The sequence below is a fragment of the uncultured Photobacterium sp. genome (assembly GCF_947502415.1).
Taxonomy (GTDB): domain Bacteria; phylum Pseudomonadota; class Gammaproteobacteria; order Enterobacterales; family Vibrionaceae; genus Photobacterium.
The window spans coordinates 11,525-30,474 of the sequence record NZ_CANMZV010000003.1; the positions used below are offsets into that span (position 1 = coordinate 11,525).

Sequence of the window (18,950 nt, forward strand, 5' to 3'; positions counted from 1 at the left end):
GGCAATGGACCATACCTTCTCACTTTTTAACCGCCTTCAGTCGCCTGTCTGGGTTTACGATATCCATCGTAAAAAAATCATTTGGGCCAACTCTGCCTCATTACCTCTCTGGGAAGCCTCGACAATTGAAGAACTTACCTCACGAGATCTCGGCGCAGACATGTCAGAAGCAGTTAGTGCCATGCTCGATGATTACCAGAAGCGATTTCAAAGCGGGAATGCCATCAAAACCTGGTGGTACTTCTCGCCTAATAACACGCTGAAAAAAGCGCTTTGCCATTTTTCCGGTATCCCACTTCCTGACGGTAGTACAGCCATGCTCGTCGAAGTCGTCTCTGAAGAATCGAGCTTACGCCGCGATCTGGCCTTTTCCGGTTGTTCCAACCTTGCATTGCTGTTCTCTGCTGAAGGTGACTTGATCAGCGCCAATAAAGCATTCAGCCATTCATTCGGCTCACACTTAAACGATCTTGCGAATTTTCTCGGTGACATCACGCAAGCACAAAACTGGATTAATGAAGCCAGGCGCTACGGCACACTCCATCAGAAAAAGCTGTGCTGGACAGGAAAAAGTCATTATTGGTTCGATATTGATGGCAAGTGGCTATATGACAAACAGCAACTTTTACTGAATCTGGTCAATATCAGTCAGGAGAAAGAACAGCTCCATACCGCCAAATATAATGCTGAACATGACTTTCTGACCGGGCTGCTTAACCGACGTGGCATTAGCAATGCCATCACAGAAAATCAGCACAACCAGCAACACTACAACCTGTTCTTCCTTGATGTTGATGGCTTCAAGCTGGTCAATGATACCTATGGCCACGCCATTGGTGACAAGCTGCTGCGGGCGATTGCTATCCGCTTGCAAGAGTGCGTGAAATTCAAAGGATTACTGGCACGATTTGGTGGTGACGAGTTCATCATTCAAATTGAGCAGCGCAACATGACGAATCCGGCCCATTTTGCCAAGGACATCATTGCTGCGCTCAACAAGCCATTTCACCTTAAAGAAGTTGGTGAACTGTCGATCGGCTGCAGTATCGGTATTGCCAGTTTTCCGGATGATGCCAAGGACATTGAAACCTTGATCACCCAGGCTGACATGGCAATGCACCGCGCAAAACTACGCGGCCGTAACCGCAGCCACCGTTTTTCACCAGATATGGCCGATGCACTCTATCGTAAAATGATCCTGCGCCACCATATGACGATGGCACTGGAGGAAGATGCTTTTGAACTCTACTACCAGCCAATTGTCGATCTGAAAAACCGTAAACTGAAGGGCTTTGAAGCACTAATTCGCTGGCACAATGAAGAACTCGGTCATGTTTCTCCTGCTGAATTTATTCCGTTAGCTGAGGAAACAGGACAAATTGTCCCGTTAGGACACTGGATCATCAAGACTGCCTGTCAGCAATTGGCCTCCTGGCAGAAAAAATATGACCAGAACTTTGTCATGAGTATTAACCTGTCGCGGGCGCAATTACAATCGAGTCTAGCCAACAGCATTGAACAGGTGATTCAGATATTTGATATTGACCCTAAGCAACTGGCACTTGAGTTAACCGAGTCGACTATGTTGCAAGAGTACGACGAGGCCAAGCAATGCCTAAAAGATCTCGACGCCCTGGGTATTGAGCTCTACCTAGATGATTTCGGCACAGGTTACTCCTCGCTTTCTCAGTTACAGGATCTCCCGATCAGTACAGTGAAACTGGATAGAAGTTTTGTTCAGGGGGAACATAAAGGCAGCCAGGCGATTATCGAAGCTACTCAGGCTATTTGTGAAAAGCTGGACTTAAAAGTTGTTGCTGAAGGGGTGGAAACCCTCAGCCAGTTGAAATACCTCCAGGCATGCAATTTCGATTTCTGCCAGGGCTTCTACCTCGGCAGGCCGCTACCCAGTTATGAACTTGAAGAAAGAAACTTCAGCTTACTTAACGATATCCCGGACAACCCGGCATGATCATGAAAAATGGCCTCAGCAGAGGCCACTTTTCTTTCAGAATAACTCAGGCTTTCAGAGAAATTTAGGCAGAGTGGTTGCTAACCCCCCGCAAAATAGCAATCACACCGGAAACGGAACAAAGCACCAACAATGCGTAGCGTAACCACTCCGCCTTGATCTTGTCTTGGATCCGGTAAGCCAACCAAGTCGCCAAAATTGGTGCAGGCAGGATCATCACACCGTATTTAAAATGCCACCAACTAAAATGCCCTGTTGCTGTCAATGCCATCAGTGATAACACGCAACTAAAAGCAAAATACCCTGCAAGGTTAGCACGCAGCTTACCAGCTTCGGCATGTTGCAACACCAACGCCATCGGCGGGCCACCGATGCTGGTGCTGGTTCCCATCAATCCGGATACAAACCCAGCCCAGAATAACGCTTTTGGTGTAGGCCGGATCCTGACCTTCATTAGACTAATGACCACCGCCAGCAGCACACCTGCGCCCAACACTAATGCAAGTGAGTCAGCTGTAATATAGAGCAACAACATTCCCGCCGCGATCGTACCCGGCACCCGCCCGATAAACGCCGCTGTCAGCCCTTTCACTGACAGCATCCTACGGTATTGCCACATATTGATGAGAGACAATACCAAGCCAACCAAGGTAATCATACCAGGCACAAATCGAGGCTCAAAAAAGTAGACAATGGGAGCGGCAACAATCGCCATCCCAAAACCGACCGTACTTTGCACAAAGCACCCGGCAGCTAATGCCAAGCTGCAAAACACTAGCGCCTCCATATCCATCAATCCCTCGACTATATCAACAAGACAATCATGTTATCCGGTGAATCAGTCCAGCTCCTTACGCTGAGCATGGATCAAAATGTTTCTCGGCGTCATCGGCTTAGCACAGAATGTACCGACAGAAACCTGATAACCAAACTCTTCCATGTAACATGCCCGATCATAAACCAGCCACATCTCCAAAGGCCGCCTGAACAGCTGACGCACAAGCTCCATTCGTTCAACAAAGCGAAAACGCTGCTCACCCTGCCGTTGCCAATTGTCATAATCAACACCATCGGGCAACGTAAGCCCCTTTTTCTCTGCAGCCCACTTGCAAAATACAGCAAAACCCTCATTTAATAACACTTTCTGGACATTAGGTACGGGCATATACTCATCACAGCCACGAAGATATCGTTGCAGGCTGTCAAAACCAAGCCGGAAACTCACTTCGACAAAGCGCTGACGACGCACCCGCTCACCGGCTGTCACGGTTTCCTGCAACGGCAAACGAAGGTCATGCTTACTCAGCACCAAATCACTTTGCTTTCCAATGCGGGATAGCGGCTGATAGTGTTTATCGCGTATCAAATGGTAACAACATGGAGATATTGTCACCGCCTTACCTTGCTTTGCCGCTACACGCTGCAGCAAAGATACATGCAGATCGCCGCAAGCATGAAGGGCCACCGCATGCTGCTCTGAACAAATGTGATGTTCACTTTCAGGAGCAAAAGCATCGCCATGGACAAAACGAATAGGTAACTGAAGCTGACGAGCAGCAGACTCCCCCTCTTCACACAACGTTTTTTGCCACTCCAGGCTAGTTACCGGCTTCCTGTGACTCGCAGCCAACACCCGCCCGAGGTGCCCTTTTCCCGCACACCACTCTAACCAAGGCAACTGTAGAACCGGAATCGCACCATTAAATGCTGTAATTTGCTGCCACTTACGGCCAGGGATTCCAACATCCAGACCTTTAGGTAACGGTTTGTCTTCTATTGGATAAGCCTCAACCAAAGACAGTTGATAAAGCTCTGGCGCATCAGGAATCCACTCAGCAAGCGCATCCGCAAGAGCTTTACCATCCTCGATATAGTTCGCAACGGCTTCATCACTTAATGACAACAGCCACTGACAAAGCCCAGCCTTATTCTGCGCCCAGACCAACTGGTCTGATGCAAAGGGCATGAACTGCCAGAACTCGATATTTTTTATCAATAACTCATCAAGGCGATAAAACTGCGGGAAATTCCCAGGCATGGCATTACTCTTAAAATTGTTAGGTAACTACAACAAACAGCCGGCTATTTTATACTAGGGGCTGCCAGTATTCCTATCCCTCCGGCAACAGATATATCAACCAGGATAAGAAAGTATTCAGCCATGAAGTGAATATGGCTGCACAGGAAAAACGATCAAATGCTTATGCTGATAGGTAAGATGTAGAGCAAACAGAAAGGGCTGCAATTAGCAGCCCTTTCGTGAAGATATGTAATCGATTATCTGACCGGCAAATCCATGGTGGCAAACATCGTCTCGATTTCTGTATTGCTTTTCAGGGCAACCGCCTGATCAACCACATTCCGCGTCAGGTGTGGCGCAAAGCGCTCCATAAAGTCATACATGTAAGAGCGTAGAAAAGTCCCTTTCTTAAAGCCGATCTTAGTCGTACTGGCATCAAAAATATGGCTCGCATCAATGGCAACCAAATCACTGTCAGTAGCCGGATCCATTGCCATACTTGCAATAACGCCGACTCCGATGCCCAAACGCACATAAGTCTTAATCACATCAGCATCAGTAGCAGTAAAGACAATTCGCGGCGTCAGGCCCGAACGGTTAAAGGCACTATCCAGCTCAGAACGACCAGTAAAACCAAAGACATAAGTCACCAGAGAATACGCCGCCAAGTCATGAATAGTAATCTCTGCTTTCTTCGCAAGCGGGTGATCAGCCTTAACCACAATAGAACGGTTCCAGTGGTAACATGGCAGCATGATCATATCCTGATACAAGTGCAATGCCTCGGTCGCAATGGCAAAGTCCGTCGTTCCCTTAGCGACTGCGTCGGCTATCTGGGATGGTGTTCCCTGGTGCATATGCAACGAAACTTTAGGATAACGAGCAGTAAAGCCCTGAATAACAGGTGGAAGTGCATAACGGGCTTGAGTATGGGTTGTCGCAATGTTCAGCGTGCCCATCTCCGGATGGGTATGTTCACCCGCGACGGATTTAATACTCTCGACGCGTGACAAAATGTCGCGGGAAATCCGCACAATATCCTGCCCGGCCGGAGTCACTTTCGTCAGGTGCTTACCGCTACGCTCGAAAATCTGAATACCCAGCTCATCTTCCAGTAAACGTACCTGTTTGCTGATGCCGGGTTGAGATGTGTATAAGCTCTCTGCTGTAGAAGAAACATTAAGGTTATGATTCACAACCTCAACAATATACCTTAACTGTTGTAATTTCATGGTACCGCCCAACTTATAGTCCGTTACATCATATCAGTGCAACCATGTATTTCATCATGTTATATATCGAAACCTGTTATTTTCATAGCATTTCTTTGTTAATTTACTAGTCGTTAACGCTTTTTTATTTTGAAAGCGTGAGCTGAGGAGAAGATGCGGACAACCATGTTTCTAGATGTTTCAGATGTTCAACAAAACACGATACCCTTTATTCTTTTTATCGATAGAGATATCAAAATTAATACTCCCGCTATACCCCATTAACCAGATAGTGTATCTTATATGGCTCGACTAAACCCACGGAAGACGGAAGACAGACGCATCTTATGAGTATACCTTTAATCATTGGTCTCATTGCATTGCTGCTAATTCTGATCGTTGGCTACAACATCATTATTCAGTACCGCCAGCGTATCGAAAACACTAAGCACCAAGAACTAACCAAATACATTGCCATCATTGATGCAACTGAGGAGCTGATCGGTAACGCCCATCACCTACCTTACAGCAAGGACCTTTTGGTGTGCCTGAACCAACGTGTACTGCATGCTCTGGAAGGCATGAGAGATACCGATCCATCGGATAAATCATTTCCGGTCAGGATTAAAAATGTTTCAGAACAGATGCGCCAGCTTAAAGAAACGTATTCTGACGCCGATGTCAGCCCATTTAAAGTACCAAGTACCGATAAACAAGCTATTGGTATGCTACAACTGGTCAAACGGCTGAAAACTGTCATTAAAAACGAACACAGCAAGGGACGGATGCCAACTCAGGCTTTCGTAACCGAAAATGCCCGCCTGGAAGGCATTCAGCTACGCATCAACATCGAAAACGTTATCAAACGTGCCAATGATGCCCGTATCAAGCGACAGCTGGGTACAGCAAAACAGTTGCTGAAAAAAGGTATCGACGTACTGGCGAGTAAAAACGATAACTACGCTAATCAAGCCCGAGATAAGCTACAGGCAATGCTCAGTGAAATTGACAACAGCCAGAGCCGTAATCAGGAGCAAGAACGCCAGCAAATTATCGAAAAAGAACAAGATGAACTGGATGTTCTATTCCAGCCAAAACGTAAATGGTAACCTCTATTTAGTCGAATATTCAAAAAGGCCGCTCATGCGGCTTTTTTTATTTCTGCGCTCAAATTCACTCTGCAACCTACACCGCAACGCAATTAACTCAGTTTGTTATACTCAGAAACTACACAAGGCTACATTTCCAGCCAACAACAATAAATTCAAGACTCAACAGAACTCAGCCCATGAACGACAATCAATACCTGATTGACGAGTTGTTAGCGCCAATCAAACAGTTCCTCCAATGCGACACTCCTGATTCCTGGATAGCAGAAGCACGCAAGCCTGAAAAACTGCCGGCACTACTTGTCGATCACTGTAACTGCGAACTTAAAGCCAGCCAAACAGCCATGTACCTGATCCGCAAATACGCAGTCGATGCCAATAGCGGCAAAACATTGCTTGAGTGGGCAAAGCCTTATGAAGATTTTGTCTATGGCAAGGTGCGAGATACGACTCTATTCCACGATAAGAAAAACGGACTGTCAGCAGAGCTGACACCACGTGATGATTTCCCTTTCGGCAAAGAGCTTATCAACAAGATGGTTCGCCTGATCAAAGAAGAATTCCACCACTTTGAACAAGTACTGGAAATCATGGAATCACGGGCTATCCCGTACAGCAACCTGAAAGCGGGTCGCTATGCCAGGGAATTAATGAAAATTGTACGCACCCATGAGCCGGGAGCGCTGGTCGACAAGCTTATCATCGGTGCCTATATCGAAGCCCGCTCCTGTGAACGGTTTGCTAAACTGGCTCCCTATCTTGATAACGAACTGAAGAAGTTCTATATATCATTATTACGTTCAGAAGCACGCCACTATCAAGATTACCTGACCCTGGCCGAACAAATTGCCGGTAAAGACATAGCAGAAAGGATTGAAGCCATTGGGGCCAGAGAAGCTGAACTTATCACCAGCTCAGACGATAACTTCCGTTTCCACTGCGGCGTTCCGGCCAAAGCCTAATAGACTCACATAAAAAAACCGCCTTTCGGCGGTTTTTTATTATTTCTCAGCTTTCTCTTTCTTAGGCTTCTTACGCTTGTCAGTAATTTCCCACTTACCGTCAATGAAGAGCCCAGTCCAACCCGATGGCTTGCCTTCAATTTCTGAGCGGATGTAGTTTTCTTTAGTCTTACGACTAAAACGAACTACTGTAGGGCGACCATCCGGATCTTCTGTTGGTGCCTCTGCCAAATATTTGAACTTCGGAGACAGGCGCTCTTTAAAACGTACCAGCTCTTCAACCAATGGCGCACGAGTTTCACGCGATTTAGGGAACGTGCTCGCTGCCATAAACAGGCCTGATGCACCATCACGAAGAACAAAGTAAGCATCCGGATCCTGAGAACAAGGCAGCTCAGGCAGATGTACCGGATCTTCTTTCGGTGGTGCAATTTCACCATTCTTCAGGATCTTACGGGTGTTCTTACATTCATCGTTAGTACAACCCATATACTTACCGAAACGGCCGTTCTTCAGCTCCATGTCCGAACCACATTTATCACATTCGATAACTGGGCCGTCATAGCCTTTCAGTTTGAACTCACCTTTTTCAACGATGTAACCGTCACAGCTTGGGTTATTACCACAAACGTGCAGTTTGCGCTCCTGATCAATCAGGTAAGCATCCATCGCCGTATCACACTTCGGACAACGCTTCTTGGCACGCAATGCAGCTGTTTCAACATCTTCTTCCAGAACGTTAACAATACCTTCCTCGTCGCCAAGGTTGATTGTCGTCTTACAACGCTCTTTCGGTGACAGTGCATAACCTGAACAGCCCAGGAACACGCCGGTCGAAGCAGTACGAATACCCATAGGGCGACTACAAGTCGGACACTCAATATCAGTCAGCACGATATTGTTTGGCTTCATGCCGCCTTCATTTTCATCCAGCTCGGCTTTTTCAAGCTCACCGGTAAAATCATTGAAAAACTGATCGAGAACATTTTTCCAATTCACTTCACCGTCGGCGATCTTATCCAGATTACCTTCCATGCGAGCAGTAAAGTCGTAGTCCATCAGATCCGAGAAACTCTCATCCAGACGGTCTGATACGATTTCACCCATTTTCTCAGCATAGAATCGACGTTGATCAACACGCACATAACCACGATCCTGAATCGTCGAGATGATTGACGCATATGTTGACGGACGGCCAATTCCCTTCTTCTCCAGCTCTTTAACCAATGCAGCTTCTGTAAAGCGTGCTGGAGGCTTGGTGAAGTGCTGCTTAGGCTCAAGTGCTTCTAGCGTTAAGCTATCGCCAACGTGAACCATAGGCAGCGTCGTATCTTCATTCTTACCGGATGGACGCTGTACATGAGTCCAACCAGCAAAGCGCATCGTACGTCCTTTGGCTTTCAGCGTAAAATCACCAGCCTGAACCGTAATGGTGCTTGAATCGTATTTAGCCGGAACCATCTGACAAGCCACAAACTGGCGCCAGATCAAGTCGTACAGCTTAACCGCATCCTGATCCATTCCTTCAAGGTTTTCAGCTTTCACTTCAACACTGGATGGACGGATCGCTTCGTGCGCTTCCTGAGCATTGCCCTTACTGCCATAGACATTCGGCTTGGCCGGCAAATAGTTCTCGCCGTATTCACTACCAATAAATTCACGCGCAGACTCAACCGCTTCTTTCGACAGGTTTGTCGAGTCGGTACGCATATAAGTAATATAACCAGCTTCATACAGGCGCTGAGCCAGCCCCATGGTACGCTTAACACCATAGCCTAGGCGTGTACTCGCCGCCTGCTGCAATGTCGAGGTGATATAAGGTGCTGACGGCTTACTGCTGGTCGGACGGTCTTCCCGATCAATAACCTTGTATGCAGCTTTCTCCAGCAGCGCTTTCGCTGCCATAGTCTCGGTTTCATTAACCGGACGGAATGCCTTACCAGCCTGCTGAGCAACCATCAGACGCAGGGCATCTTTACCCACTGTCTGCGTATCAGCATGGATATCCCAGAACTCTTCCGGGGTAAATGCCTTGATCTCACGCTCACGCTCAACGATAAGTTTTACGGCAACGGACTGAACACGACCGGCTGACAGGCCTCGGGCTACCTTCTTCCAAAGAAGCGGCGACACCATGAAACCAACCACACGGTCAAGGAAACGTCGAGCCTGCTGGGCGTTGACCCCATTGATATTCAACTCACCCGGCATCTCAAATGCCTGCTGAATTGCATTTTTGGTGATCTCGTTAAAAACCACTCGCTTGTAACGTTCATCATCGCCGCCGATGATCTCACGAAGGTGCCACGCAATAGCTTCTCCTTCGCGGTCCAAATCAGTTGCGAGATAAACAAAGTCTGCGTCTGCCGCAAGTTTCTGTAGTTCGTTAACTACTTTTTCCTTGCCCGGAAGCACCTCATAATGCGCTTCCCAATCGTTATACGGGTTAACACCCATCTTTCCGATCAGCGCCTTACGCTCTTTCTCTTTTTTAATACGGGCTTTCTCTTCCGCACTCAACCCTTTCGTCGAGGTTGCCGCAGCCTTCTTACCCGTACTACGCGCACCCGTAGGCAAATCACGTACGTGACCCACGCTTGACTTTACGATGAAGTCCTTACCCAAGTACTTATTAATGGTTTTCGCCTTGGCTGGGGACTCCACAATAACGAGAGATTTACCCATAATGACTCTATTACGTCCTCGTGCTCGTAAAACTTTAAAATAAAAACAGATAGTTGCTCGCTAAAAACATAAAATGGCACGGCAACGCTAGCTAATATACCAATCTGATTAAGTAACTAATCAGCAGGCATTTCCCGACGAAACCGGGTCAAATGCAAGTTAAGCAGTTACTTAATCTAATTGGTATTTACATATTGGGCTACTATCCAAGAAGGTCAACTGCTTTTTAACGAAAGCAAACTGTTTGCTCGTCCCTTCCCCACCTGTTAACAACTAATTAATAACAAGCTAATTGTAGGTTAAGACAAAACATCTCTTATCGACTGTAGCTCATCAGCCTTTACCTTGTTAATCGTCGTAAAGTGGCTGAGGGCGCTAATCATTACCACCTCCTTCCCATTTTGACTATTAAAACCCATCATTTTTTGCCGTCGCTCACATAATTTGGTCACATTAGCAGCAAAAGCACACGTTCTTTAATCAATTTGGCCGTCAAGCCCTTAGCCCGAACAAGGATTTGTTTTATCGTACCAACTTCAATAAACTGACTGCCTTCATCGCTTCCGGATTTCAACCGCCAGCCATGAATTAATCGTTTTTAAGTTCAAGAGATAACAGCATGAGCGACAAAAAACCAATTTCTGCAAGCGAATTACTGATGATCGCTAACCAACTAATTCAAGACCATGACGCCTATATTGAAGGAATGCGTGCCACATCCGTTGAAGAAAAAGACGGTGTACTGGTGTTCAAAGGCGAATACTTCCTGGATGAGAAAGGTCTGCCGACCGAAAAGACCACTGCTGTTTTCAACATATTCAAATTCTTGGCACACAAACTGTCACCGGAATTCACCGTACAGAGCGAATTCTCGGCTTGATCGAAAGCAAAACAGCCCTGCACATGCAGGGCTGTTAGCTAGCTATCCGTATAGGCCAATCGGCACTGTTAGATATCAATCGTCATCGTATCGTTATTGTCACTTTGATCTGAAGGCGGCATTCCCCGTCCCTTAGGATCTTGACCAAACTGATTTGCCCCCTTGGTACCATCCAAAATACCAAGCTCGATAATTACAAATACCGGCCCGATCAGCGGCAAAAACGTAACGATCACCCACCAACCGCTCTTATTCCTGTCGTGAAGACGTTTAATGTTCAGTGCTAGTGAAGCCCAGAACACAAAGCCCAAAATCACTAACGACAGAATATTCAGCAACGGATTCGCAGCCGTCGCTTCCGGCGTGGAATACAGAAATACCGGAAGGGAAACCAGCAACACAGGTATACTGTAAAGCCAGTAATCCCGGCGACGCATCCGGCCTTGAAGAGAAAACAGTGCCCACTTCTGATTCATTGTAAAACCTATACGATTGGGCGCTGGCCGCGGCTAATCCACTTAAGCAACAAACTATCTGCCGCTTCACCAGTAGCACCGGCCAATTTTTCCGCCAGCTTCTTACGCTGAACATAACGGATATTCAGCACCTCACGGTCCTTACACGCCGTAGTGATATAATCATCGCTGGTTCCGATATCATCAACCAAACCCAGTTCAAGCGCTTGCTTTCCGAACCAGTGCTCACCGGTTGCGACTTTGTCCAACTCTAGCGACGGACGATGTACCTCGATAAACTGCTTGAACAGTTCATGAGTTTCCTCTATCTCTGTCTGGAACTTTTCACGCGCCTTATCGGTATTTTCACCGAACATCGTCAGCGTACGCTTAAACTCGCCAGCGGTGATCTGCTCAAAATCAATATCGTTTTTCTTCAGCAGCTTATTGAAGTTCGGCAGCTGGGCAATCACGCCGATAGAGCCGACTACAGCAAATGGTGCAGAGATGATTTTATCAGCCACGCAGGCCATCATGTAGCCACCGCTAGCTGCTACCTTATCCACAGAAATGGTCAGCTTGATACCTGCCGCTTTCAGACGATCCAGTTGCGAAGATGCCAGCCCATAGCCATGAACCATACCGCCACCGGTCTCAAGACGCAGCAACACTTCATCCCCTTCAATAGCCACAGCCAGAATCGCGCTGATCTCTTCACGCAGAGCCGATACCTCGCGGGCATCGATACTGCCGTGGAAATCCAGTACAAACAACCGAGGTTCGCGGGTATGGGCAAGATCCCCTTCCTTCGCCGCCTTTTTCACCTCATTCTGACGTGCTTTGTCCTTTTCTTTATCGGCTTTTTTCTCCGCCTTGGCACGTGCTTTTAGCAAAGGCTTGTCAAACAAATGCGACTCTAACTGGTGTACCGTCTCTTTGTACTGCTCAGTCAAATCCGTCACTTCCAGTTCACCTTTTTGTGAACCATGACGACCGCTCAACCCTTTCGCTAAAACAAGAATGCTGATAATCGCAATCACTACTGTCGCGATTTTGGCCAAGAACAGCCCGTAATCAAACAAAAAATCCAATGTTGAGTCCTCACTTTTGGCAATTACCCCATTGTAACCAAGTTGTCACTTATACTGCTATGGCAATACAATAGGAAGACTAAAAAAACCAATAAGGAAGTTACTCGTGGAATATCAAATCGCTGCAGATTCACTCAAAAATCGAGTTATTCTGGTGACAGGAGCCGGTGATGGCATTGGCCGCCAGGCTGCCATCAGCTATGCAGCTCACGGTGCCACTGTTATTTTGCTGGGCCGAACTGTGGCTAAGCTTGAAACCGTATACGACGAGATTGAAACGCTAGGTTATCCCCAGCCTGCGATTATTCCTCTGGATCTTAGCGGTGCCACTAAACAAAACTATCAGGATATGGTCGAAACCATCGAAAGCCAATTTAGCCGCCTTGACGGCGTGCTACACAACGCGGGGCTGCTGGGCGTCTTGAGTCCTTTAGATCAACTTAGTGAAGATACTTTTGATGATGTCATGCAGGTGAACGTCAAAGCACAGTTCCTGATGACCCAGGCTATTTTACCGCTGGTCAAAAAATCAGAAGATGGCCGTATCATCTTTACCTCATCAACGGTCGGCCACGAAGGACGTGCTTTCTGGGGTGCGTACTCTATCTCGAAATTTGCCACCGAAGGCATGATGCAGGTACTGGCTGATGAGCTAAGTAACAGTAATGTTCGCGTCAATGCTATCAATCCGGGTGGTACCCGCACGGCTATGCGTGCCAAGGCCTTCCCTGCGGAAGATTCATCGTTGCTGAAAACACCGGCAGATATCATGCCGCTATACCTGTATCTGATGGCACCTGAAGGTAAAGGTATTCATGGTCAATGCATTGATGCACAGCCCAAACGAAAACCGGGTGCAGCAAGTTAAGTAACGGTTCACCCCCAAGATACAAAAAAAGCAGCCAATGGCTGCTTTTTTTCATCATTAAACCTGTATCCTTACTTACGAGTGCGAGGCTTAGCAGGTTTATTTTTCAGTGGGTTACGACGATTAGCCGCATTACCTGAAGGTTTACGGCGACCTTGTGACGCACCTTCTGTGTTCTTGCTGCGCGAAGAAGAACGACGGTTATCCTGGCGGCCACGGCGACCACGTGATGATTCCTCATTCACTCGTTCTTCATGACGACGAACTGCACGACGGATCTGGCGAACACCACGCTTACGTTTCTGGCCTTCAACTGTCAGCATTGTCTTGCTTTCATGTTCAAGTTCAACCATTTCACGCAGGTAGTTCACTTCCTTAAGTTCCAGCTCCATCCAGCCGCCACGCGGTAGCTCTTTGGTCAGGAATATATCACCGTAGCGAACACGCTTCAGTCGGCTTACCGTTACGCCCTGAGAATCCCATAAACGACGAACTTCACGGTTACGGCCTTCGGTAATCATCACGTAGAAAGTGTGGTTCATACCTTCACCGCCTGCGTAAACCACGTCTTCAAAACGGGCCATACCATCTTCAAGCTCAACACCGCGAACTAGGTTACGCACCATATCTTCAGTCACTTCGCCGAACACACGTACCATGTACTCACGCTCAACGCGACGACTTGGGTGCATCAAACGGTTTGCCAGTTCACCATCAGTAGTAAACAGCAACAGACCGGAGGTATTGGCATCAAGACGACCAACAGAAACCCAGCGACCTTCATTCAGGCGCGGAAGGCGATCAAACACCGTACGACGCCCTTCAGGATCATGACGAGTACACAACTCACCTTCTGGCTTGTTATAAGCCAGAACACGACACACTTCATCAGAAGGTGCAACCAATTCGACCTTGTGACCATCAATACGAACAAGAACGTTAAGATCTTCAAGACGATCGCCTAATTTGGCAACGTTGCCGTCGATACTTACACGCCCATGTTGGATCATTAATTCGATCTCACGACGCGAACCCTGGCCAGATCGAGCCAGCACCTTCTGTAATTTTTCACTCATCAGACAAACCTTTGTCGCCTTCACAGGCGTCGAAATATCATCAATAACGCTTTAAGCCCTCTTAAAGCGACCGCGAATTATGCCAAAATCCCGTCACAGATACCACATAAATGACAGAATAGATGATAAACCGTCGTAACTTTACAAGCTGACAGTCATAACGATAAGCAATCCCTTACTCATCACTTAAAGGGGTCAGGGTCTCCTCCCCCCAGGCGCACAATCTCAATTTCATCATTACTGAAATCAATCACTGTCGTTGGCTGCTCACCTAAATAACCACCATTAATAATAAGGTCAACAGCATGCTCCAGCTTGTCACGGATATCATCCGGATCCGATTCAGCGACATCATTGTTAGGCAAAATGAGCGATGTCGACATCATTGGCTCACCCAACGCTTCCAGCAAAGCCAGGGCAATAGCGTTATCCGGCACTCGGATACCAATGGTTTTTCTCTTCGGGTTCATCAGGCGGCGTGGGACTTCTTTCGTTCCTTTGAAGATAAAGGTATAAGCACCCGGAGTATTATTACGCAACAAACGAAATGCCGTATTGTCGACACGGGCATACAGCGACAACTCAGACAGATCACGGCACAGCAAGGTAAAATTATGCTTATCATTCAGGCGGCGGATCTGGCAGATACGCTCCAGCGCCTGCTTGTTCTCCAACTGACACCCCAGTGCATAACCGGAATCAGTCGGATACACGATCACCCCACCATTACGAATAATCGCTACAGCCTGGTTAATCAGGCGTGTCTGTGGTGTTTCCGGGTGAACATAAAAAAACTGGCTCATTCTTCCTCCTATAATGATTCCGAATTCAGCGGAACCTCCTCGTCAACTCGCTTCTTTTCAACGTCCCAGTCTTGCCAGACCTCAGTCACTCCCTTTGGCAACCACAGGTTACGTCCGAGCTCGGTCCACGGAGAGGCATAGTGAAAATCGGAACCTTGGGAAGCAAGCAATTTGTATTCTATTGAGTAGTCACCAAGCGTCCTACGCTCCTGCGGAGCTTGCTGCGGCTGAGAAACTTCCATTGCATCGCCCTGCGCCTCGACAAATGCAGTCAACAGGCGCTTAATCCATTTTGCCGTCATATTGTATCGACCAGGATGGGCAAGCACGGCCTGACCGCCAGCAGTATGAATGGCCTCAACCGCCTCGGCAATCGAACACCAGTTCGGCGGCACATAACCTGGGTTATTTCGGGTCAGGAATTTCTTGAATACCGCCTGCATATTCTTGGCATAACCCTGCTCAACCAGCCATTGGGCAAAATGAGCCCGGGTCAGCGTCGCGCCGTTAGCCAACGCCTTCGCACCTTCCAGCGCCCCCGGCATCCGGTTCTTTTCCAGTCGCTCAGCAATCAACTCAGCCCGAGCTTCACGGCGGGCAACCTGCTCAGCAACCAGGGTAGTGATCACAGGGTGTTCAGGGTCAATATTCAAACCGACAACGTGAATATCAAAATTTCGCCAAAGTGTCGATATTTCAATACCCTTGATGAGAGTTAAAGGCAGATTTTCTTCATCGATTGCCCGCTGCGCCGGAACTAGCCCAGCCACGGTATCATGATCTGTGATCGCAAGCACATCAACGCGTCGGTCAACCGCTCTCTTTACCAGCGCCTCCGGCGCCAAACGGCCATCCGAGGCTGTGGTGTGGCTATGTAAATCAAACAACATACATTTATTTTCTTGACTTTGTTTTTATGAACTAGTTTACTAGTACGTAGCTACCCAGTAATCACTTTAATTACAGGATATTTACATGTTACAGCAAATTCATCATCAACTCTGCGCTTTCTTTTCTTGGTGGTGTCACTTCCCTCTGCGGGTGGTGTGATTTGCTGTGCCTGACAGGCCAGAACAAACGCAAGCCCGCCCAGTGCGGGCTTTTTTATACCCGAAATTCGTAAATACCCTGACAACAAACCAAATTAAGCCTGATGCGTTAAGCGCCAAAACATGATAACGCATTGAAAATAAGGAATAACAAATGATTATCGTACTTAAGCCCAATGCAACAGAAAAACAGGCAAAAGAAATCCTAAGCCGAATAGAACAAGCAGGCCTTAAGCCGTTATATATGCCGGGTGTAGAACGCATCGTGCTGGGAGCGTTAGGTGATGAACGCATACTGCAACAGCTTCATCTTGACGCCTTCCCATACGTTGAAACTGTCAAACCCATCCTGACCAAATACAAAATGGTTAGCCGCGAAGTACAGGCGCACGACACTGTCGTTCGCTTCGGTAATGCCACTGTCGGCGGTGATAAGTTTGCCGTAATCGCCGGCCCCTGTTCAGTCGAATCCGAAGAACAATTACTGGCTGTGGCAGAAGTTGTAAAAAAACACGGCGCAGTCGCATTACGAGGCGGAGCCTACAAACCACGTACCAGCCCCTATGATTTTCAGGGCATGGGCACTGAAGGCTTGAAACTACTACACAAAGCGAACCAACAACTGGGACTTCCAACGGTTTCGGAAGTCATGGAAGTCAGCCAGATTGATTCAATGTGTGAATATATTGACTGCCTGCAAATTGGCGCTCGCAATATGCAGAACTACGCTTTGTTAAAAGCTGTGGGCGAAAGCAAAAAACCAGTCTTGCTCAAACGCGGACTTTCCGCCACTATCGAAGAGCTGTTGCTGGCCGCGGAATACATCTATGACGCTGGAAATCCTAACATTATCCTGTGTGAACGCGGTATCCGCACTTATGAAACAGCGACAAGGAATACATTGGACCTCAATGCAGTCGCCTTCCTGAAACAGCGAACCCACCTACCGGTGGTTGTTGACCCGAGCCACGGTACCGGTGTCCGCGAACTGGTGATCCCGCTATCACGGGCCGCAGCAGCAGTCGGTGCCGACGGCATTATCGTTGAATCACACCTCAACCCGTGTGAAGCACTATCTGATGGTCATCAGGCACTGACAGGTCCAATGTTTGAACAGTTGATGCAAGAACTAAAACCGTTTGTAGAAGCGGCAGGGAGAACGCTGTGAATACGACCTCTTTAGGTATAGGTGAGCTGGAATTACTCAGCCTGGACGTACCTTATGTAGCGGATCCGACGGAGCTGTATTATACCGTCTGCGACGACCGCCCCCATAGCTTATTGCTGGAGTCGGCAGAAATCGACTCCAAGCAAGATCTTAAAAGCCTGATGCTGATTGATGCTGCAGTACGTATTGTCTGCCGTGGCAAACAAGTCCGGCTTGAAGCGTTAACAGACAACGGCCTGAATGTCCTGCAAACAATCGAACAGGCCATACCTAGCAAAATCCGGCCCCAGCGAGAAAGCCATTGCCTGATCCTGAACTTCCCGAGCGCCGAACGAGCTCTTGATGAAGACAGCCGCTTAAGGCAGCTATCATCTTTCGATGCTCTGCGGATGATCCAGCATGCCTTCGACACCAGTGGACACCCTCGCGAGGCCCTCTTCCTCGGTGGATTATTCGCTTACGATGTCGTAGCCGACTTTGAACCGCTTCCGGAAGTCGAGCAGGACAACCGCTGTCCCGATTATCTCTTTTATATTGCCGAAACATTGCTGGTAATCGACCATCAGCAACGTCGGGGCAAGCTACAGGCGACACTGTTTGGCGGGGATGAATACACAACTAGCTATTTCGAGCTCAGCCGACGCCTGCAACACATCAAAGAAGCGTGCCTTGAGCCCAAACCGCTGCCGACAGCCGAATACCTTGACCAATGTGAACCAGCCACTAGCGTCAGCGATGAAGTCTTCTGCCAGACAGTTGTCGACCTGAAGCAGCATGTCATCAACGGGGATGTTTTCCAGGTGGTACCGTCTCGTCAGTTCACCCTGCCGTGTCCGTCACCACTGGTTGCCTACAAGGAGCTAAAAGTCGGCAACCCAAGTCCGTACATGTTCTATCTGCACGATACCGATTTCACCCTGTTCGGCGCCTCGCCGGAAAGTGCGCTGAAATACTGCACCGAAAGCAATCAGGTTGAGATATATCCGATAGCTGGCACCCGCCCGCGCGGCAAGAACCCTAATGGCTCTATCAACCTCGACCTTGATGGCCGAATCGAGCTTGAGCTACGTAGCGACATGAAAGAAAACGCCGAGCACATGATGTTGGTTGATCTCGCTCGAAATGACGTCGCCCGGATCAGCGAACCTGGCAGCCGCTTTGTCGCCGACCTGTTGAAAGTCGATCGATACAGCCATGTGATGCATCTCGTATCCCGTGTCGTCGGCCAGCTCCGCGGCGATCTCGATGCCCTCCATGCCTATCAGGCTTGTATGAACATGGGCACCCTGACCGGAGCACCGAAGATCCGCGCCATGCAGCTGATCCGTGAAGTCGAACAGCGCCGCCGCGGTAGCTATGGAGGTGCTGTCGGTTACCTGACAGGCCATGGAGATATGGATACCTGCATCGTGATCCGCTCAGCCTATGTTGAAGACGGTATCGCCAGTGTTCAGGCTGGCGCCGGCGTTGTTTATGACTCTGTACCTCAGGCCGAAGCCGACGAAACCCGCGGCAAGGCACAAGCTGTGATCAACGCAATCCGCCATGTACACAGTGCCCCAGGCCAGGCGGTATAAGGAGCGAACAATGACCCAAAGCAC

16 protein-coding genes and 1 other annotated feature are annotated in these 18,950 nt (G+C 48.3%); of the genes, 7 read left to right on the top strand and 9 right to left on the bottom strand.

What is annotated here, in order from left to right; all coding sequences use genetic code 11:
* Window positions 1-4: 4 nt before the first annotated feature.
* Complete coding sequence (locus Q0852_RS04265; protein WP_299014356.1) at window positions 5-1,972, top strand: EAL domain-containing protein; 1,968 nt, start codon at window positions 5-7, stop codon at window positions 1,970-1,972.
* A 64-nt stretch (window positions 1,973-2,036) separates the two neighbouring features.
* Here the strand turns inward: Q0852_RS04265 and Q0852_RS04270 are convergent, their stop codons facing one another.
* The 3 genes from Q0852_RS04270 to cysB all read right to left on the bottom strand — a co-directional run bounded on the left by Q0852_RS04270 (window position 2,037) and on the right by cysB (window position 5,224).
* Window positions 2,037-2,747: a sulfite exporter TauE/SafE family protein gene (locus Q0852_RS04270; protein WP_367278106.1), complete on the bottom strand. Its 711-nt coding sequence runs from the start codon at window positions 2,745-2,747 to the stop codon at window positions 2,037-2,039.
* Window positions 2,748-2,810: 63 nt separating this feature from the next.
* Entirely contained in the window at window positions 2,811-4,010 is a 1,200-nt protein-coding gene (locus Q0852_RS04275; RefSeq protein ID WP_299014360.1) for a methyltransferase, read from the bottom strand.
* Between the two features lie 239 nt (window positions 4,011-4,249).
* Window positions 4,250-5,224 carry an HTH-type transcriptional regulator CysB gene (gene cysB / locus Q0852_RS04280; RefSeq protein WP_299014362.1) on the bottom strand — a complete coding sequence of 325 codons (975 nt, stop codon included), beginning with the start codon at window positions 5,222-5,224 and terminating at the stop codon, window positions 4,250-4,252.
* A 326-nt stretch (window positions 5,225-5,550) separates the two neighbouring features.
* On the opposite strand from cysB, the gene Q0852_RS04285 reads away from it, so the two are divergent.
* Complete coding sequence (locus Q0852_RS04285; RefSeq protein WP_299014364.1) at window positions 5,551-6,312, top strand: DNA repair protein; 762 nt, start codon at window positions 5,551-5,553, stop codon at window positions 6,310-6,312.
* A gap of 179 nt (window positions 6,313-6,491) precedes the next feature.
* Entirely contained in the window at window positions 6,492-7,274 is a 783-nt protein-coding gene (miaE, locus tag Q0852_RS04290; RefSeq protein WP_299014367.1) for a tRNA isopentenyl-2-thiomethyl-A-37 hydroxylase MiaE, read from the top strand.
* 39 nt (window positions 7,275-7,313) lie between these two features.
* On the opposite strand, the gene topA is transcribed toward miaE, so the two are convergent.
* Complete coding sequence (gene topA / locus Q0852_RS04295; protein ID WP_299014370.1) at window positions 7,314-9,959, bottom strand: type I DNA topoisomerase; 2,646 nt, start codon at window positions 9,957-9,959, stop codon at window positions 7,314-7,316.
* Window positions 9,960-10,578: 619 nt separating this feature from the next.
* Here topA and Q0852_RS04300 point away from each other — a divergent pair.
* Window positions 10,579-10,839 (top strand): YciN family protein, encoded by a 261-nt coding sequence (locus Q0852_RS04300; RefSeq protein ID WP_299014373.1) that lies wholly within the window; start codon window positions 10,579-10,581, stop codon window positions 10,837-10,839.
* 68 nt (window positions 10,840-10,907) lie between these two features.
* Here Q0852_RS04300 and Q0852_RS04305 read toward each other — a convergent pair whose 3' ends face one another.
* Window positions 10,908-11,315 carry a DUF805 domain-containing protein gene (locus tag Q0852_RS04305; RefSeq protein ID WP_299014374.1) on the bottom strand — a complete coding sequence of 136 codons (408 nt, stop codon included), beginning with the start codon at window positions 11,313-11,315 and terminating at the stop codon, window positions 10,908-10,910.
* Between the two features lie 8 nt (window positions 11,316-11,323).
* Window positions 11,324-12,385 (bottom strand): protease SohB, encoded by a 1,062-nt coding sequence (sohB, locus tag Q0852_RS04310; RefSeq protein ID WP_299014375.1) that lies wholly within the window; start codon window positions 12,383-12,385, stop codon window positions 11,324-11,326.
* 106 nt (window positions 12,386-12,491) lie between these two features.
* On the opposite strand from sohB, the gene Q0852_RS04315 reads away from it, so the two are divergent.
* Window positions 12,492-13,253, top strand: coding sequence for a YciK family oxidoreductase (locus tag Q0852_RS04315; RefSeq protein ID WP_299014377.1), 762 nt, complete (start codon window positions 12,492-12,494; stop codon window positions 13,251-13,253).
* A gap of 71 nt (window positions 13,254-13,324) precedes the next feature.
* Here Q0852_RS04315 and rluB read toward each other — a convergent pair whose 3' ends face one another.
* The 3 genes from rluB to Q0852_RS04330 all read right to left on the bottom strand — a co-directional run bounded on the left by rluB (window position 13,325) and on the right by Q0852_RS04330 (window position 16,022).
* Entirely contained in the window at window positions 13,325-14,329 is a 1,005-nt protein-coding gene (gene rluB / locus Q0852_RS04320; RefSeq protein WP_299014378.1) for a 23S rRNA pseudouridine(2605) synthase RluB, read from the bottom strand.
* A 182-nt stretch (window positions 14,330-14,511) separates the two neighbouring features.
* Window positions 14,512-15,132, bottom strand: coding sequence for an L-threonylcarbamoyladenylate synthase (locus Q0852_RS04325; protein ID WP_299014379.1), 621 nt, complete (start codon window positions 15,130-15,132; stop codon window positions 14,512-14,514).
* Window positions 15,133-15,140: 8 nt separating this feature from the next.
* On the bottom strand, window positions 15,141-16,022 hold the full coding sequence (locus Q0852_RS04330) for a PHP domain-containing protein (protein ID WP_299014380.1): 882 nt from the start codon (window positions 16,020-16,022) through the stop codon (window positions 15,141-15,143).
* Between the two features lie 121 nt (window positions 16,023-16,143).
* Window positions 16,144-16,240: a sequence feature (Trp leader region), on the top strand.
* A 95-nt stretch (window positions 16,241-16,335) separates the two neighbouring features.
* Here Q0852_RS04330 and Q0852_RS04335 point away from each other — a divergent pair.
* The gene (locus tag Q0852_RS04335; protein WP_299014381.1) at window positions 16,336-17,349 is read left to right on the top strand and encodes a bifunctional 3-deoxy-7-phosphoheptulonate synthase/chorismate mutase; all 1,014 of its coding nucleotides are present in this window, start codon (window positions 16,336-16,338) and stop codon (window positions 17,347-17,349) included.
* Window positions 17,346-18,926: an anthranilate synthase component 1 gene (locus Q0852_RS04340; RefSeq protein WP_299014382.1), complete on the top strand. Its 1,581-nt coding sequence runs from the start codon at window positions 17,346-17,348 to the stop codon at window positions 18,924-18,926. Before Q0852_RS04335 ends, Q0852_RS04340 begins: the two co-directional genes overlap by 4 nt.
* Window positions 18,927-18,950 lie beyond the last annotated feature (24 nt).

What these genes read in the sequence shown, in the direction of transcription:
- Q0852_RS04265 (WP_299014356.1), top strand. Translation starts at nt 5, where the DNA reads ATGGACCATACCTTCTCACTTTTTAACCGCCTTCAGTCGCCTGTCTGG.
- Q0852_RS04275 (WP_299014360.1), bottom strand. Translation starts at nt 4,010, where the DNA reads ATGCCTGGGAATTTCCCGCAGTTTTATCGCCTTGATGAGTTATTGATA.
- cysB (WP_299014362.1), bottom strand. Translation starts at nt 5,224, where the DNA reads ATGAAATTACAACAGTTAAGGTATATTGTTGAGGTTGTGAATCATAAC.
- Q0852_RS04285 (WP_299014364.1), top strand. Translation starts at nt 5,551, where the DNA reads ATGAGTATACCTTTAATCATTGGTCTCATTGCATTGCTGCTAATTCTG.
- miaE (WP_299014367.1), top strand. Translation starts at nt 6,492, where the DNA reads ATGAACGACAATCAATACCTGATTGACGAGTTGTTAGCGCCAATCAAA.
- topA (WP_299014370.1), bottom strand. Translation starts at nt 9,959, where the DNA reads ATGGGTAAATCTCTCGTTATTGTGGAGTCCCCAGCCAAGGCGAAAACC.
- Q0852_RS04300 (WP_299014373.1), top strand. Translation starts at nt 10,579, where the DNA reads ATGAGCGACAAAAAACCAATTTCTGCAAGCGAATTACTGATGATCGCT.
- Q0852_RS04305 (WP_299014374.1), bottom strand. Translation starts at nt 11,315, where the DNA reads ATGAATCAGAAGTGGGCACTGTTTTCTCTTCAAGGCCGGATGCGTCGC.
- rluB (WP_299014378.1), bottom strand. Translation starts at nt 14,329, where the DNA reads ATGAGTGAAAAATTACAGAAGGTGCTGGCTCGATCTGGCCAGGGTTCG.
- Q0852_RS04325 (WP_299014379.1), bottom strand. Translation starts at nt 15,132, where the DNA reads ATGAGCCAGTTTTTTTATGTTCACCCGGAAACACCACAGACACGCCTG.
- Q0852_RS04330 (WP_299014380.1), bottom strand. Translation starts at nt 16,022, where the DNA reads ATGTTGTTTGATTTACATAGCCACACCACAGCCTCGGATGGCCGTTTG.
- Q0852_RS04335 (WP_299014381.1), top strand. Translation starts at nt 16,336, where the DNA reads ATGATTATCGTACTTAAGCCCAATGCAACAGAAAAACAGGCAAAAGAA.